This is a genomic window from Cytobacillus spongiae (assembly GCF_021390075.1).
The window spans coordinates 354,351-369,361 of the sequence record NZ_CP089998.1; the positions used below are offsets into that span (position 1 = coordinate 354,351).

At 40.0% G+C, this 15,011-nt stretch carries 12 protein-coding genes and 2 pseudogenes; 12 read left to right on the plus strand and 2 right to left on the minus strand.

The window, feature by feature from the left end; translation table 11 throughout:
• The first annotated feature begins 21 nt into the window (after positions 1–21).
• From LS684_RS22285 to LS684_RS24355, 4 genes and pseudogenes are all read left to right on the plus strand, one after another.
• Positions 22–1,284, plus strand: a complete 1,263-nt coding sequence (locus LS684_RS22285) for a DUF2254 domain-containing protein (protein WP_233811940.1) — start codon at positions 22–24, stop codon at positions 1,282–1,284.
• A gap of 138 nt (positions 1,285–1,422) precedes the next feature.
• Positions 1,423–2,166, plus strand: a complete 744-nt coding sequence (gene map, locus LS684_RS22290) for a type I methionyl aminopeptidase (RefSeq protein ID WP_225003216.1) — start codon at positions 1,423–1,425, stop codon at positions 2,164–2,166.
• A gap of 277 nt (positions 2,167–2,443) precedes the next feature.
• Positions 2,444–2,968 (plus strand): annotated as a pseudogene (locus tag LS684_RS24350) (protoglobin domain-containing protein); the annotation flags it as partial.
• 234 nt (positions 2,969–3,202) lie between these two features.
• On the plus strand, positions 3,203–3,730 hold the full coding sequence (locus LS684_RS24355) for a methyl-accepting chemotaxis protein (protein ID WP_432418852.1): 528 nt from the start codon (positions 3,203–3,205) through the stop codon (positions 3,728–3,730).
• Between the two features lie 44 nt (positions 3,731–3,774).
• Here LS684_RS24355 and LS684_RS22300 read toward each other — a convergent pair whose 3' ends face one another.
• Positions 3,775–3,930, minus strand: coding sequence for a DUF8096 family protein (locus LS684_RS22300; RefSeq protein ID WP_233811942.1), 156 nt, complete (start codon positions 3,928–3,930; stop codon positions 3,775–3,777).
• Positions 3,931–4,308: 378 nt separating this feature from the next.
• Here LS684_RS22300 and LS684_RS22305 point away from each other — a divergent pair, with 378 nt between their 5' ends.
• A complete protein-coding gene (locus LS684_RS22305) occupies positions 4,309–5,103 on the plus strand; it encodes a 3D domain-containing protein (protein WP_233811943.1) in 795 nt (264 codons plus the stop codon).
• Between the two features lie 313 nt (positions 5,104–5,416).
• Positions 5,417–5,986 carry a 3D domain-containing protein gene (locus LS684_RS22310; protein WP_169214896.1) on the plus strand — a complete coding sequence of 190 codons (570 nt, stop codon included), beginning with the start codon at positions 5,417–5,419 and terminating at the stop codon, positions 5,984–5,986.
• A 534-nt stretch (positions 5,987–6,520) separates the two neighbouring features.
• On the opposite strand, the gene LS684_RS22315 is transcribed toward LS684_RS22310, so the two are convergent.
• Positions 6,521–6,661 (minus strand): hypothetical protein, encoded by a 141-nt coding sequence (locus tag LS684_RS22315; protein WP_169214897.1) that lies wholly within the window; start codon positions 6,659–6,661, stop codon positions 6,521–6,523.
• A gap of 502 nt (positions 6,662–7,163) precedes the next feature.
• Here LS684_RS22315 and LS684_RS22320 point away from each other — a divergent pair.
• The 6 genes and pseudogenes from LS684_RS22320 to LS684_RS22345 all read left to right on the plus strand — a co-directional run bounded on the left by LS684_RS22320 (position 7,164) and on the right by LS684_RS22345 (position 15,004).
• Positions 7,164–8,693 (plus strand): glycine betaine uptake BCCT transporter, encoded by a 1,530-nt coding sequence (locus tag LS684_RS22320; protein WP_225003218.1) that lies wholly within the window; start codon positions 7,164–7,166, stop codon positions 8,691–8,693.
• Positions 8,694–8,917: 224 nt separating this feature from the next.
• Entirely contained in the window at positions 8,918–9,040 is a 123-nt protein-coding gene (locus LS684_RS22325; protein WP_277348668.1) for a YjcZ family sporulation protein, read from the plus strand.
• Between the two features lie 175 nt (positions 9,041–9,215).
• Positions 9,216–9,533 carry a lysozyme family protein gene (locus LS684_RS22330; protein ID WP_233811944.1) on the plus strand — a complete coding sequence of 106 codons (318 nt, stop codon included), beginning with the start codon at positions 9,216–9,218 and terminating at the stop codon, positions 9,531–9,533.
• A gap of 583 nt (positions 9,534–10,116) precedes the next feature.
• Positions 10,117–11,940, plus strand: coding sequence for a reverse transcriptase/maturase family protein (locus LS684_RS22335; protein WP_233811945.1), 1,824 nt, complete (start codon positions 10,117–10,119; stop codon positions 11,938–11,940).
• An 82-nt stretch (positions 11,941–12,022) separates the two neighbouring features.
• Positions 12,023–12,379 (plus strand): annotated as a pseudogene (locus LS684_RS22340) (lytic murein transglycosylase); the annotation flags it as partial.
• Positions 12,380–12,778: 399 nt separating this feature from the next.
• Positions 12,779–15,004, plus strand: a complete 2,226-nt coding sequence (locus tag LS684_RS22345) for a DEAD/DEAH box helicase (RefSeq protein WP_233811946.1) — start codon at positions 12,779–12,781, stop codon at positions 15,002–15,004.
• Positions 15,005–15,011: the final 7 nt, after the last annotated feature.

The window sequence follows — 15,011 nt, forward strand, 5'->3', positions numbered from 1 at the left end:
TCATAAAGGAGAGACATTCCTATGAAACGCTTCCTAATGAAAATGCGAAAAGGGATATGGGTCGTTCCTGCCCTCTACAGTATGTCATCATTGATATTGGCCATCATGACTGTTTCCCTTGATACCTACTGGATTCATAAAATCGAGCCTTTTATCCCTGTCATGATGTTGACCAGTATCGATCTCGCCCAAACGGTACTGAGTGCCATTGCATCGTCATTGCTTACGATGACAACTTTTACATTTTCGACAGTAATGGTTGTTTTAACGACGTACTCTTCTCAATTTTCTCCCCGAACCCTGCAAAATTTCGTGAAGGATAAGACCACGATGAGGGGACTTGGGATCTTTCTTGGAGGATTTATTTACTCCATCATTTCACTATTATTTATGAGGCAAAGCTTAGAGGAACATTTAGTTTCTTCCGCATTTGTCGGGGTCCTTTATGCCATTGTCTGTTTGGCGTTTTTTGCATATTTTATCCACCATATTGCTACATCTATACAGATCAGCCGTTTAATTGAGCGACTAGAACAAGAAGCATTGAAAGTGATCGATTATTATTCCTCACTTCAGCAAAATCAGGAAGTGAAAGCATTTACAATGATTCCGGCACATGATGGTAATGGAACCAACATCCCTTCACATAAATCAGGATTTATTCAATTTATTGATTTGTCAGGATTAGTTCTTTTTTGTTCAGAAAATGATTCAGTGATTGAAATTCAAACAAAAGTTGGAGAGTTCGTTAAAGAAGGAGACATCCTTTTTACGATTTATGGTAACGAGATAAGTGAAGAAGAATATCGTTCATACATATATATTGGAAGAGAGCGGATGGGAGAGTATGACCTTGCTTATTCCCTTCAAAAAATTGTGGAAATTGCATTAAGGGCCGTTTCCCCCGGAATCAATGATCCGAACACTGCAAGAGATTCGATCAAATATTTAGGTCTTTTATTGAGCGAAACCCACGACATTAAGGATGGAATTGTAACATTAAAAGATAAAGACCGTTATCCAAGGGTATCGGTGACGATCTTTTCATTTAACCATATTCTGTATAAAACATTTTATCAACTTGTTCATTACGGTAAAGAAGATATATCTGTCATACTGGCCATCATGGATGCCCTTATTATGGTGTATCGTGAAGTCGATACAGATCGTAAGCATATTGTGTACGATTTTCATAAATATGTACTACACGGAATGGATAAAGACCAGATGCAAGAATGGGATCTATACTATATTAATGAAAAAATCGAAATGCTGAGACCTTAAAATTCAGCAGGCAGGTGAATTTCCTTTAAACTCAATGTTTTTACTTTACGTATTTCAAGAGAAGCTTTCCCTTTAAAAACCGTAGGTGTTTCGGTATAGTAGGGGAAGGTGAAATAACAAAAAGAGAAGGAAGATAGTATGATTGTCAAAAATGATGAAGATTTAAAAGCATTAAAAGACATCGGCCGCATTGTGGCCAACATCCGGGATGAACTACGAGCTCAGACAAAGCCCGGCATAACGACCAAGCAGCTTGATGATATGGCAGGGAAAATGTTTGAAGAAAATGGAGCCATTTCAGGTCCAAAAGGGGAATATGATTTTCCCGGATTTACATGTATCAGTGTGAATGAGGAAGTAGCCCATGGAATCCCCGGGGATAAGGTAATCAATGAGGGAGATCTGGTCAATATAGACGTATCTGGATCTAAAGGTGGATATTACGCTGATACAGGCATATCATTTGTTGTAGGCGAAGGAGATCAGAAGCTGACGGATTTATGTGAAGCTGCACTTAAAGCATTTCAAGCGGGACTGCAAAAAGCTAGAGCCGGTTCGAAACAAAACGGTATAGGCAAAGCTGTTCATAATGAAGCAAAAAAGAATGGTTATACAGTGATTATGAACCTGACCGGTCATGGTGTTGGACGATCCCTCCATGAGAAACCGGATCATATCTTAAACTACTTCGATCCATGGGATAATGCCCTGCTTAAAGAAGGGATGGTCATCGCATTTGAACCCTTTATCTCAACAAAAGCTCAAAATGTAATCGAAAAAGGCGACGGCTGGACATACATCACGCCAGATAACAGTCTCGTCGCCCAAATCGAACACACCATCATCATCACCAAAGACGAACCCATCATTTTAACACAGTAAAGCAGTGAGGGACGGACCTTCAATTCCGGGATTAACTCCCGGAAGACAGCTCCGTCCCTTTTTGTATACATTTTGTATAAGGGCAAACGTTGCATGACCGAGTGGAGCAGGGCTAATCCTGTTACAGCCATTACCAAAACGCTGAGATGAACTTTATGTAAATAATGTTAAGGATGGTACAAAATAGTTGTAATAGGCAGAAAGTTGGAGTAAAGTAGATGTATTATTGTTGTACAAATATTATACATACTAATGAAAAATTCGGAGGTATCCCCCAATGGCTGTATTATTTTCAAGGAAACCCAAGACTGAACCCGTCATTGTCCCTTCCTCAAACGTCATCGTCCTTGAAGACAAGAAATTGAGTGAAAGACTGCACTATATGCAATTTCAGGAACATCACTTACGTGAACTGAGAGAAGTTCTTCCCGTGTATGAACAATTATCAGATTCCTTACTTGAAACAGTGTTGGATCATCTGTACAAACATCCCAGCCTCGTAGAGATTGCCGTCAATCACTCCAGCCGGGAACGATTAAAGACGGTATTCCATGACTACTTCCGTTCACTCTTCTCCGGGCAACTAGATCAAGAATATTTCAACATGAGGGAGAGGATGGGGAAGATCCATAACAGAAATGGTGTTACAATTGATTGGTTCATTTCTACTTACACAACCATCCAACATCTATTGATCCCAAAAATCGTAGAGCTTTATCAAAAAGACCCATCCAAGCTTGCATCAGTCTTAGTCGCCATTGATCATGGAATACACCTGGATGCGAGCATTGTATCTGAATACTATATCCAAAGCAGAATGGACGAGCTCCAAAAACTTCACCATGAGAATCAGTCCCTTCAAGTAGAAATGCTGAACATGAACACAGAACTCGGATCTTCACTGAAACAAACCGAGCTAAGCCTGAATGAGACTGCCAAAAAAGCGGAACAGATTCGAGCAGAATCTGAAAACACCGAAAAAAGCAGCAAAAATCTTTTACAATTATCGAAAATGAACAAAAACCAAACAGATCATATGATTGAAAGTTTCGGGTTCATTACCGAACAAATACACTCACTTCTAAATGAAATTCAAGGAGTTAAGCACATAGCCGAACGGATTACGCCACTTTCCAATTCAATACAGAAAATAGCTGACCAGACCAATCTTCTGGCTCTGAATGCCTCTATTGAAGCAGCACGAGCCGGGAATGAAGGGAGGGGTTTTGCAGTAGTTGCTTCAGAAGTAAGAAAGCTTGCTGAGGATTCGAAAGAACTGAGCAATTCCATCCATCAACTAGTCAATAAAAGTAACAAACAAATCGGAGTTGTCTCAAATCGCGTCAGAAACATGACGGATTTGACGGAGAATTCCCGTAAAGAAATAGGAAATGTGCAAAGCGGCATCGTGACCGTCCAAATGGAGATGGAAAACTATATGAACATGTTCAAACGAAATCAAACCGATCTAAATCATATTGTAGAGTCCATCAAGCAGATCAATCACACGACTGATGAATTGGTTCGATTTGCTTCAACCATCATTCATAAGATGAACAAATAAATAGAAAGAGGGAAATCGGATTAAAGCCGGTTTCCCTCTTTCTATTAAACGATTTTCGTTTTACCGCACTCCTGGCACTTCCGATAAAACTTACCATCCAAGACACGCGATTTAAAAATATTGTTCCCGCATTCGCAGCGACCGCTGTGTTCATCGGGCTCATCTTTATAAAGTACGATCGTTTCATCCTGATTTTCCAACCTGCCATCCTCCAGTTCATTTTTTCTACTTATAGTATAGAAGGAATCTTTCATATTGTTAAGATTTATCTTCTATTAAATCAAAATTGGATTTTCTATTGTTGAAACGAATGAATGTTCACTTACGACATACTTGCCTGTAAAACCCTCAACAATCAAAGCAGATGTTCATTATAAACCTGCATACTGACTGAGTTTTACCATAGTATTCCTCTATATGATAGTTTATACAGAAGATCACTTTCTATTACAGCCTTGAAATATTCTTGACGCACGATATTAAAGTTCCTGTTATTGAAATGAGATTTTACTATGTTAGTATTTTCCCTGTTAGCAAAAATAAATAACCCGCTAGCTACATAAGGAGGAATATTTTCTATGAAACTAAAAAAATCGATTATTTCTGTGGCTGCATTTACTACACTTGCAGTGTCTGGTGGAGCTAGCGCTTCAGCACAAGACATCGAAATAAAAAAAGGTGACACATTATGGGGAATTGCCAAAGAATATGGAACTTCCGTTGATCAACTTATGAAATGGAACAGCTTGAGTTCACACATCATATATCCGGATCAGGAACTTAAAGTTTCGTCCAAAGAGTTTTATACAGTCAAAAAAGGCGACACTCTCTGGGGCATCTCTTCTCATTATGGAGTTTCCGTCGACAGTTTAATCGGGTGGAACGCCCTTGAAACAGATGTAATTGTCCCTGGACAAGAATTAGTCATTAATCTAGAAGATAAAAATACACCTTCAGCTACTGCACATACTTCTGAAGAAGCAGCCACGCCTGCCGAGGAAACTGCAGAAGTAGCTCCAGAAGCTGAAGCGCCGGCAGAAGAGACTGCTGAAGAGGCGGCAACTGAGGAGAATGCAGTGAAGGAAATCACAGTGGAAGCTACCGCTTACACAGCAAGCTGTGATGGATGCTCCGGTACGACTGCGACGGGTGTAAACCTATTAGAAAACCCTGATGCCAAGGTGATTGCCGTAGACCCGAATGTAATACCACTTGGATCAAAAGTATATGTAGAAGGCTATGGCTATGCAACTGCGGAAGATACTGGTGGGGCAATCAAAGGTAATCGAATCGATGTATTCATCCCTTCAAAAGACCAGGCCATTGACTTTGGAAGAAAAACGCTGAATGTAAAGATACTTGAAACAAAATAATAACCAACAACCGCTGAGTTTCATTTCTCAGCGGTTTTTTTATGTGCAATGAAATGAATCTTTATATGTACTCTTCTCCGCGAAAGTCCTTCCTGATTTATCCACTCATTTCTACTTATCGCTAAACGTTTCCCTATACTGAAAGAATATGGAGGATATTCCAATAGAGAAGATAGAAAACATAAAATATTACAGGCTTGTCACCTAATTGTTAACCGTTTATAAACAGTTTGTTATGATTCTGAGGTAAGTCTATGTTACTATTTCAACTGTTGGTTTTACAGACCATACACAAAAGGAGGAATTACACAAGATGAAAAAAGTATTATTTTCCATTTTTTCCTTCACAGTTTTTCTAACCATCGGACTTACTTCCGCCTCTGCGGAATCAAACGATACTGCCATAAATGATTATCATAATTTAGAAAAAGGCGATATTCTTTGGGAGATTGCAAATCGATATCATGTTTCGATAGATGAAGTTGGGACCCGTCAACAACTATTGAAAGAAGGCTATACTGTGAACGAAGATTCAACTGACGGACAAGCTGTTCAATCAGCTGAGATAGAAACAAGTGAAGACGACGTCGTCAAAGAAGTGAATGTGACAGCTACGGCATACACAGCCTATTGCGAAGGCTGTATCGGCATAACGAAGACAGGTGTTGACTTAATCGAGAATCCTGATGCCAGAGTCATTGCTGTTGACCCAAGCGTCATTCCTTTGGGATCTAAAGTGTACGTAGAAGGGTTCGGCTATGCCCGTGCCGAAGACACCGGGGGAGCCATTAAAGGAAACCGGATCGACATTTATATGGAAAAAGAAAAAGATGCCCTTAATTATGGTGTACAGGATGTTAAAGTCAAAGTCATAAAAGAATAAATTCATACAAAAGAGACTGGAACAAAACAAAAAACCCTCAGATAAACACGATCAATTCCAGTGAAGCCTCTTTATACCGCTAATGATTTCCGTGCAAGACTCCGCTTTCCGCGGGTAGCCCGTGAGCCTCCTCGGCAAGCCTCCGGGAAGAGAAGCGGAAGGGCTTTGCTCGAGAGGCTGGTGGCATAAGGCGAAACGGCCCTGGAGGCGTTCTTTGCCTTCATGGACGGTTTGATTTATGACATGTGCCTCTAAGCCCTGCAGCTGGACGGGTCTCACATTAGCTACTCTTCCTGCAGGAGTCTCCGTCTTGAACTCCAATCAACCGCTGGATAGAATTGAAATCTTAGGTGAATTTCAATAATTGAAAAACCCGGACTATTTCGCTTTTTCACAGGCATAATAGTCCGGGTTTTGTTCGGGTATACATCCTTTTGTCCCAGTCTTTTTTCATTTTTCATTGATTTTCAGGAAAAATGAACTTGTGTGATATTCTTATGATGCTCCATTGTGAGGTTCTTTACAAATTACCATTTATAAATTCCTATCGCCCTCGCGTGTGCCTGTGTTATTTTTGGCTGATGGAGCAACAGATTTCATTTCGATTTCTTCACCCATTTGTTGTTCAGCCATCTTTTTGGCAGTTTCATGCTGCTGATTTTTCTTGTTTTTCATGACGTAACCTCCTGTTCGTTTCTTTTCTATTTTTTACCTACATTTCAACATTATTACCCATTAAGATAATCGGCATTCACCATTCAGCATCCTATCAAGGATCGTGATACGTATCGAAAATGATGAGCATTCACAATTCCCTTTTTCTCTCGAAAAAAAATTTTTATGTTTCATCTGCTTTCCTTAAACAATAGGAATGAAAACGCAAAAACGACAAACACTATAAAAAAATATAAGCGTTTTTGCTTGCATTGTTAAACTTTTTTCTGATAGGGTAACAAATGTTGGTTTTATGAGAGTGTGGGAAGGGAATAGGAAATAAGTATTTATTCCTCCTCCATCCTCAGAATGCACATTTTCCCATCTGCATTAACTGAGACTCTTTCAATATGAAGGATCAAAACAGCCGGTGTACATACAAAACGATACACCTTACGTCCGGCGGTGATAACCTGAATGCCCAAAGAGCAAAAAATGAAGCAAAAATGGAAAGGAGAATTTTATGAAGAGGATATCAAATGTTTTCTGGATTACTGTAGCATTAGTTGCCCTTGCAGTAGGATATGGTGTTATGGCACCTAAATCCTTTGAATCTGTGACAGCTAATATGCAAGCGTTTATTACCTCAACATTCGGTTGGTATTATCTTATTTTAGTAACTGTCATTGTAATATTCTGTGTTTTTCTGATCTTTAGCCCAATGGGGACAATCAGATTAGGAAAGCCGGATGAAAAACCTGAGTACAACAAAGGAACATGGTTCGCTATGTTATTTAGTGCAGGGATGGGAATCGGTTTAGTATTCTGGGGGGCAGCTGAGCCACTGTCACACTATATTACGCCTCCACTGGCTGAAGGTGGGACAAACCAGGCTATCAAGGAATCCATGCGCTATACTTTCTTTCATTGGGGGATACATGCATGGGCAATCTATGCAATTGTCGCCTTAGCCCTTGCCTATTATAAATTCCGTAAAGATGAGCCAGGCTTGATCTCAGCTACACTCAAGCCGATCTTTGGGGATAAAGTAAACGGTCCGCTTGGGACATTAATTGATGTTTTAGCCGTGTTCGCCACTGTAGTGGGGGTTGCAACCACTCTTGGGTTCGGGGCGGCTCAAATCAATGGAGGGCTTTCATATCTTCTTGGAGTCCCAAATAACTTCACTGTTCAATTTATCATTATTGCGGTTGTAACCGTGTTATTCATGATTTCAGCATGGTCTGGATTAAGCAAGGGGATTAAGTATCTATCGAATACGAACATGGTTCTCGCAATCGGGCTGTTCGTGTTGATGTTCTTTATAGGGCCTACTTTATTAATCCTGAATATGTTCACGGATACGATCGGTGCCTATATTCAAAATATCGCTGCAATGAGTTTCCGCATTGCTCCATTAAATGAAGAGCATCGCGGCTGGATCAACGGCTGGACGATTTTCTATTGGGCTTGGTGGATTTCATGGTCACCATTTGTGGGGATCTTCATTGCCCGTGTATCCAGAGGAAGAACGATTCGAGAGTTTTTAATCGGCGTGCTGCTGCTTCCTGCTCTTGTAAGTTTCCTCTGGTTTGCAACCTTCGGTACATCTGCCATCGAAGTTCAGCAGGCAGGTACTGATCTTTCAGGACTTAACACAGAAGAAGTATTGTTTGCTGTATTCAATGGTTTCGAATGGTCAACAATCCTTTCGGTCATTGCGATAACACTGATCGGAACCTTCTTCATCACATCGGCGGATTCTGCTACATTTGTACTGGGAATGCAAACAACCTATGGATCGTTGACTCCACCAAACTACGTAAAGTTAACATGGGGAATCGCCCAGTCAACGGTTGCATTGATCCTGCTATACAGTGGAGGACTGCAGGCATTGCAGAACGCACTGATTGTGGCAGCACTTCCATTCTCGGTCATCATGTTCTTGATGATGCTGTCCTTATACAAATCGCTCACGAAAGAAAAGAAAGAGCTCGGCTTGTATATTAAACCTAAGCCAAGAAAAACAAAAGAACCAAAAGAGCATATGTAAGGAAAAGCCTGCGCCTGGAATATACCATTCCAGGCGCTTTCTTTTTCCCACGTCTGGTCATTTTACCCATTTTCTGTTCTTCTTTTTAGAATAAGTCCTTTATTCATAAGTATTTGACGCTTGTACCCATGCCTATTTGGAAAATGGGTGTTGATTTTAATTAACCTACAATTTGTCCACTACATACATTAATATCGTAGTAAGATAACTGGAGGTGACTGATGATGTATGGATACCCTGGATATGGATATGGATATGGCTGCGGTGGGGGCTACGCAGGTGGCTTTGCGTTAATCGTAGTATTATTCATTCTATTAATTATCGTTGGAGCAGCGTTTGTTTGTTAACAATAAATAAATAATCGTTTAAACCCCTAAAAGGCCGGTGACTTTTCTTTCTCACCTTTGTGAAGATAGAGCCGGCATTCAGGGGTCATTTTTTTATACATAATTGATTGTCATAAGAGGTTTCCCATATTAAAATACTAGAGATACCAATTTTCCCGTAAAGGATCGAAACCCAATGACAAAAAATGTTCACAGAAAAAATAGCCCGTCCCCTAAAAAACGATCCTCACCATTTACGGTCGTTCTGATCCCCATCATCATCCTGGCCATCTATTATGCCGTGAATACTGAGGGTGACAGGTATAATCTGTCTTCCTTTGGCAAAGAAGAAGTGCCATCAAAATATATTCCTATTTACAAGGCTGCTCAGGAGGAATACGGAGTACCGTGGTATTTACTCGCCGCTCATCACCGTGTCGAAACGAAATTCTCTACTATGAAGACCCTCGTTTCTCCCGTTGGAGCAGAGGGACATATGCAAGTGCGACCATAAGGTCGTGTAAGAAATCTTCTTTAGCAAGGAGCAGACGAAACCACAATGTCTGTCATCACCTAACTTATCCGTGAGGGAAACCAATATCGGGGAGTGTAGCATGTTAGGAAAGCCATAAGTTATCAAGTTACTATGATACGACTGAATGGCAAGATGAAAAGTTATAAACAAGGATGAAAGCTAAACTGCCTGAACGACAGTCCAAGGGGGTTAAAGGTCCACCTATAACGGAAAGTAACTATAAACGTTATACAGCCAAGAAAATAAGATAATTGGTAGCTTATTTTCAAATGCACTTTGATTAATTGCATGTCATTAGTGAAGTGGTTCAAGGCTGACCAATCCCAATAAGGGAATAAAGGACGAACGTCGCATCCGAAATTATAACGTGCTGGTTCTTACACGTACTAAATGGTGATTACCTACGTTGGAATGCTTATACTTGAAGCTATGACATAAGTGTCTGAATATCCAATTTGGTAACGGAGTTCTCGTAGTAGTCCGAGATAAGGAAAGCTTATCACATGGCGAAGGGGAACAGTTTATCTAGTCTAACTTAAATTGGAAAGGAGCGAGAGGCTCTATGAGAAGTCCAAAAGTAGTGTTAGACAATCTAGCGAAGCAGACAACTCGTAAAGATTACAAGTTTCAAAGGCTCTATAGAAACCTTTACAACATGGAGTTTTATCTTATGGCATATACGAAGATATACTCCAAAGAAGGCAACATGACAGAAGGTGTAGATGGACAAACCATTGATGGTATGAGTCTTGAACGTATTGAAAATCTTATTGAGAAGTTGAAAGACTTCAGTTATCAACCTAAACCGTCTAAACGAGTCTACATTCCTAAAAAAAATGGAGACAAGAGACCTTTAGGTATTCCATCTTTTGAGGATAAATTAATTCAAGAAGTTGTGCGAATGATACTCGAAGGTATCTACGAGAAGAACTTCTCAGAAACATCTCATGGATTTCGCCCAGAAAGAAGTTGTCATACTGCTTTAGCTCAAGTAAAAGATAGGTTTACGGGTGCTAAATGGTTTATCGAGGGTGATATCAAAGGATTTTTTGATAATATCGACCACCATAAGCTAATAGGGATACTAAGAAGGAAAATTGATGATGAACATTTTATCGGTTTGATTTGGAAATTCCTAAAGGCTGGGTACCTCAAAGAATGGCAATTTCATAAAACTTATAGTGGTACACCACAAGGCGGAATCATTAGCCCAATTCTCTCTAATATCTACCTGGATGAACTAGACAACTTTATCAAAACTTATAAAACAAACTTTGATAAAGGTAAAGGTCGCAAAAGGATGAGAGAATATCGCACTCGAGAAGCTAGACTTAGTAGAGCGAGAGCAAGATACAAAGAGAAGTGGGAAGAGATGAACATTCAAGAGAAAGAAGATGCACAACAACACATTAAATACCTTAAAAAGCACATGATGGAAATTTCATACAAAGAACCAATGGATGATAACTATAAAAGAATCCAATACGTCAGATACGCAGATGATTTCTTAATTGGAATTATCGGGAGTAAAGAAGACTGTAAAAGTATTAAGCACGATATCACTCTATTTCTTGAGAATGAACTAAAAATTGAACTATCACAAGAAAAAACACTGATTACACATTCTAAGAATAGAGCGAGGTTTCTCGGCTACGACATTAAAATCAGTCATGATAACCTCACGGCTAAAACTACCGCAAGTGGTCATAAGCAACGTACTAGAACCATGACATGCGAACTTTTACTCCCTCATGAAGTTTGGAGAAACAAACTGATTGAATTTAAAGCGCTGAAAATAGACTCAAAAACACAAAAATGGAAATCAGCTCACCGAGCACACCTACTTCAAAATGACGATTTAGAGATTCTATCTACTTATAATGCCGAAATTAGAGGTTTGTATAATTACTACAAATTAGCGACAGATGTCTATAAATTAGATAGCTTCAAACACATCATGGAATATAGCATGTATAAAACTTTCGCTAATAAATACAAATCAAGCGTTAAAAAGATAATCAGTAAATTCAGCATAAATGGTCATTTTGGCGTTAGATATGATACAGCCAAAGGTAAAAAGATATCTTTCTTTTATAATGACGGGTTTAAGAAACAAACCCACATTGCAAAAGAAGAAACTATAGACGCTATCCCTACGGGAAGAAACATCATTTATAATCGCACGGGTTTAATCGAAAGACTTTTAGCAGGACAATGTGAGTGGTGTGGAAAAACAAACCTTCCACTTCAAATACACCACATAAAGAAGCTAAAAGACTTGAAAGGCAAGAAGAGATGGGAAAAGCGAATGATTGAAAGAAATCGCAAAACCATGGCACTCTGTAAGAAGTGCCATCTTAACTTGCATAATGGGAAGCTAGATTGATAAATGGAGAGCCGTATACGTCGAAAGGTGTACGTACGGTTCGGGGAGGAGTTCTTGGAGACCTACCATAGAAATATGGAAAGGCGCCGGGTTCTTACTCTACTTCATGCCTTGTACATTTGTGGGCTGGTCTCATCCCAGTTGCACAGGTTTAGGCAAGGGGAATATCCCTGAACATCAAAAAACCGATCCTGCCACGATTGAAAAATATGGCGGATACGGGGTAGATGCCAACGGAGATGGTATAGCTGATCCTTTTCAAATCGAAGATGCAGTGTTCAGTGCCGCAAATTATCTGGCACGGAACGGAGCGGCAGACGGTAAAATTGAACAAGCCGTATTTGCATACAACCATAGTGACGAATATGTAGAAGATGTATTGTACTATGCAGACCGTTTTGTGAAGAAAGAAAAAGAAGAAGCTGACGAGGCTATGTGAATGATGACTTGCAGAGGTGAGACTGAGAAGTAAAAGGATGGTAGTTTAAATAAAACCCGAACTTGATTACCTGCAAAAGGTTATATAGTTCGGGTTTTATATCTTTTCTGAAAAACTAAGATTTCAATTCTACCCAGCGGTTGATTGGAGTCAAAGACATAGACCCCTGTGGGAAGTGTAAGTTATGTAAGGTTTTTTTAGTTTTGTCCCAGCCTCTTCTTACATAAATGTACCTCAAGACCACTAAAAGTAATTACATTTATATGGAAACACACCGAAAGCAGCCCAGTCCCCTTTATAGTTTAATAAATGTTTGACAATCATTCACCATATACAGTTTGTTCAAAAATTGATATGATAGTGTTCTTGATTTTTAACGGATGGTTAAGGTGATATCAATTGAAAGTAACAGAAATGATTACAGAGTGGCAAACCGCCCTGGATATGGAAGTTCTACAACTTAAAAAACGTGAAACATCCGGGGTATTGATTGAAGAAGGAAAATGCATACGCAAAGAAGAACATGCTTATATCTATTGGTTCACCCTTAGCTTTCCTGCTTCTTTACCTGAAGGGGGGAGTGTCGTCTTTAAGAGGAAGCAATCATCCTTCCCAGGTTTAGTGATAAGTTCAGAGGGCAGGGACTGTACGATTGAGCTCGATCAATACCTGGGTGACACCATCACTTATGGACAAATTCTACATGAACCATGGGAAATATTAGAGAAGCTCATAGATAGATTGGATGAAGCAAAGGAACGTCACGGAAAAACCCAGCGTATCCAGCAGTTAATGGAGCCGCTTAATGAAACCAGGCATCCAAAGACCACTTTTAAAAACCCTTTACATGAAGCATACGTTCGAAGTAAATATAACCCTGTCACGTTCCTGTGGGGTCCTCCCGGCACAGGAAAAACCTATACTCTTGCCAGGGTGGCAGCTTATCATTATTCAGAAGGAAAAAAAGTTCTTCTTCTTTCCCACAGCAATTCTGCAGTTGATGTATTAATAGAAGAAATGTATCATTTCCTCACTGATCACAACAGGTGGAAAGCAGGGGAAGTGATCAGGTATGGAAACAGTCGTAAACCGTTTAGTGAAAACATTACAGATTTAAGTGTCCTTCAATTGTTGGAACAACGGGACCCAAGCCTTGCAGAGGAAAAAGGTAAGGTCGAAACATACAGGAGAAGGATGAAGAATAAACTGGCGAAAAACTATACGGATTATGATTCCAATCGGTTATCCCAACTCGAAGTTCATTATCAAAAAATAAAAGAAACGTTTAAACGAAGAGAAGGAGAACTTGTCACAGATGCCAAAGTGATCGGTACGACTCTTTCTAAAGCGGCCATTGACGGGATGATCTATGATGAAGAATTTGATCTGGTTATAGTTGATGAGGCGAGCATGGCCTATATCCCGCAAGTGGCATTTGCAGCCTCACTTGGGACGAAAACCATTATCTGTGGGGATTTCAAACAACTTCCACCCATTTCAACATCTTTTCACCCCATGGTAAGCAAGTGGCTCAAGGAAGACATCTTTCACTCTTCAAATGTCGCACATGCTGTTAACAAAGGCAGGAAACATCCACAGCTGTTATTGCTTCCGGAACAAAGACGGATGCATCCGAGTATCTCGGCTTTTACCAATCGCTACATCTACCATTCGAAGGTAGGTGACCACCAGTCGGTAGGGGTACAGCGTGCGGTGATCACGAATAAAAAACCTTTTCCTTCACATGGCGCCGTGTTATGTTCACTGCAGGAAGGAACTGAATGGGCAGAAACCCATAAAGGGTCCCGATGGAATATCATTTCCAGCCTGCTGACAATCCAGCTTAGTTTAGATGCCATCAGAGACGGCATTCATTCTATCGGCATCGTCACTCCCTACCGTATACAAGCAAAATGGTATAATCTTATACTGGATGAACTGATAAGGAAGGAATATCCTCAGGCAAATATATTTGCCGCTACCGTTCATGGGTTTCAAGGTTCGGAAAATGACATGATCCTTTTTGACCTCGTTGATGGTGTATCCCATGGAAAGCCTGGAGCACTACTTACTCGAAAGGGAAGCGAAAGGCTCCTGAATGTAGCCATTACCCGCGCCAGAGGGAAATTTGTTTTAATCGGAGATGATCAATTCATCAAGGAGAAAACACCATCCACCCAGCCCATTCATCAATTCATTCGTCACCTTCAACATGAAGGTCATTCAGATACAGGTTCGTCCATCACCCCTTTCTCAATGAAGAAAATGAAATGGGTGGAGATAAATGATACGAACAGACTGATGAAAGATTTCAAGGCAGCCAAACAAAAAATTGTCGTTAACGTGGAACATCTAAAAGACATTCCTCAAGCATTACTTGCCTTATTAGAAGCAGTATCAGGGGATAAAGATGTCATGATTCGAAGCAAGGATGCTATCGTTCCTCACCGTGGGGCCCACATCAAAATGGAAAGAGCATTCACGAGTATTCCTTTCATTTCAATCGACGATAAAGTGATCTGGTTCAACTCCTTTCCGGTAAGTAAAAAAAGATTTCCATATCAAGTAAGGATATTATCAAAAAAAATGACCGGCCAGTTTCTCCATATGATCCAAGAAAAATAAGCGTTGT

What these genes read in the sequence shown, in the direction of transcription:
- LS684_RS22335 (WP_233811945.1), top strand. Translation starts at nt 10,117, where the DNA reads ATGAGAAGTCCAAAAGTAGTGTTAGACAATCTAGCGAAGCAGACAACT.
- LS684_RS24355 (WP_432418852.1), top strand. Translation starts at nt 3,203, where the DNA reads ATGATTGAAAGTTTCGGGTTCATTACCGAACAAATACACTCACTTCTA.
- LS684_RS22325 (WP_277348668.1), top strand. Translation starts at nt 8,918, where the DNA reads ATGTATGGATACCCTGGATATGGATATGGATATGGCTGCGGTGGGGGC.
- map (WP_225003216.1), top strand. Translation starts at nt 1,423, where the DNA reads ATGATTGTCAAAAATGATGAAGATTTAAAAGCATTAAAAGACATCGGC.
- LS684_RS22320 (WP_225003218.1), top strand. Translation starts at nt 7,164, where the DNA reads ATGAAGAGGATATCAAATGTTTTCTGGATTACTGTAGCATTAGTTGCC.
- LS684_RS22305 (WP_233811943.1), top strand. Translation starts at nt 4,309, where the DNA reads ATGAAACTAAAAAAATCGATTATTTCTGTGGCTGCATTTACTACACTT.
- LS684_RS22310 (WP_169214896.1), top strand. Translation starts at nt 5,417, where the DNA reads ATGAAAAAAGTATTATTTTCCATTTTTTCCTTCACAGTTTTTCTAACC.
- LS684_RS22330 (WP_233811944.1), top strand. Translation starts at nt 9,216, where the DNA reads ATGACAAAAAATGTTCACAGAAAAAATAGCCCGTCCCCTAAAAAACGA.
- LS684_RS22285 (WP_233811940.1), top strand. Translation starts at nt 22, where the DNA reads ATGAAACGCTTCCTAATGAAAATGCGAAAAGGGATATGGGTCGTTCCT.
- LS684_RS22315 (WP_169214897.1), bottom strand. Translation starts at nt 6,661, where the DNA reads ATGAAAAACAAGAAAAATCAGCAGCATGAAACTGCCAAAAAGATGGCT.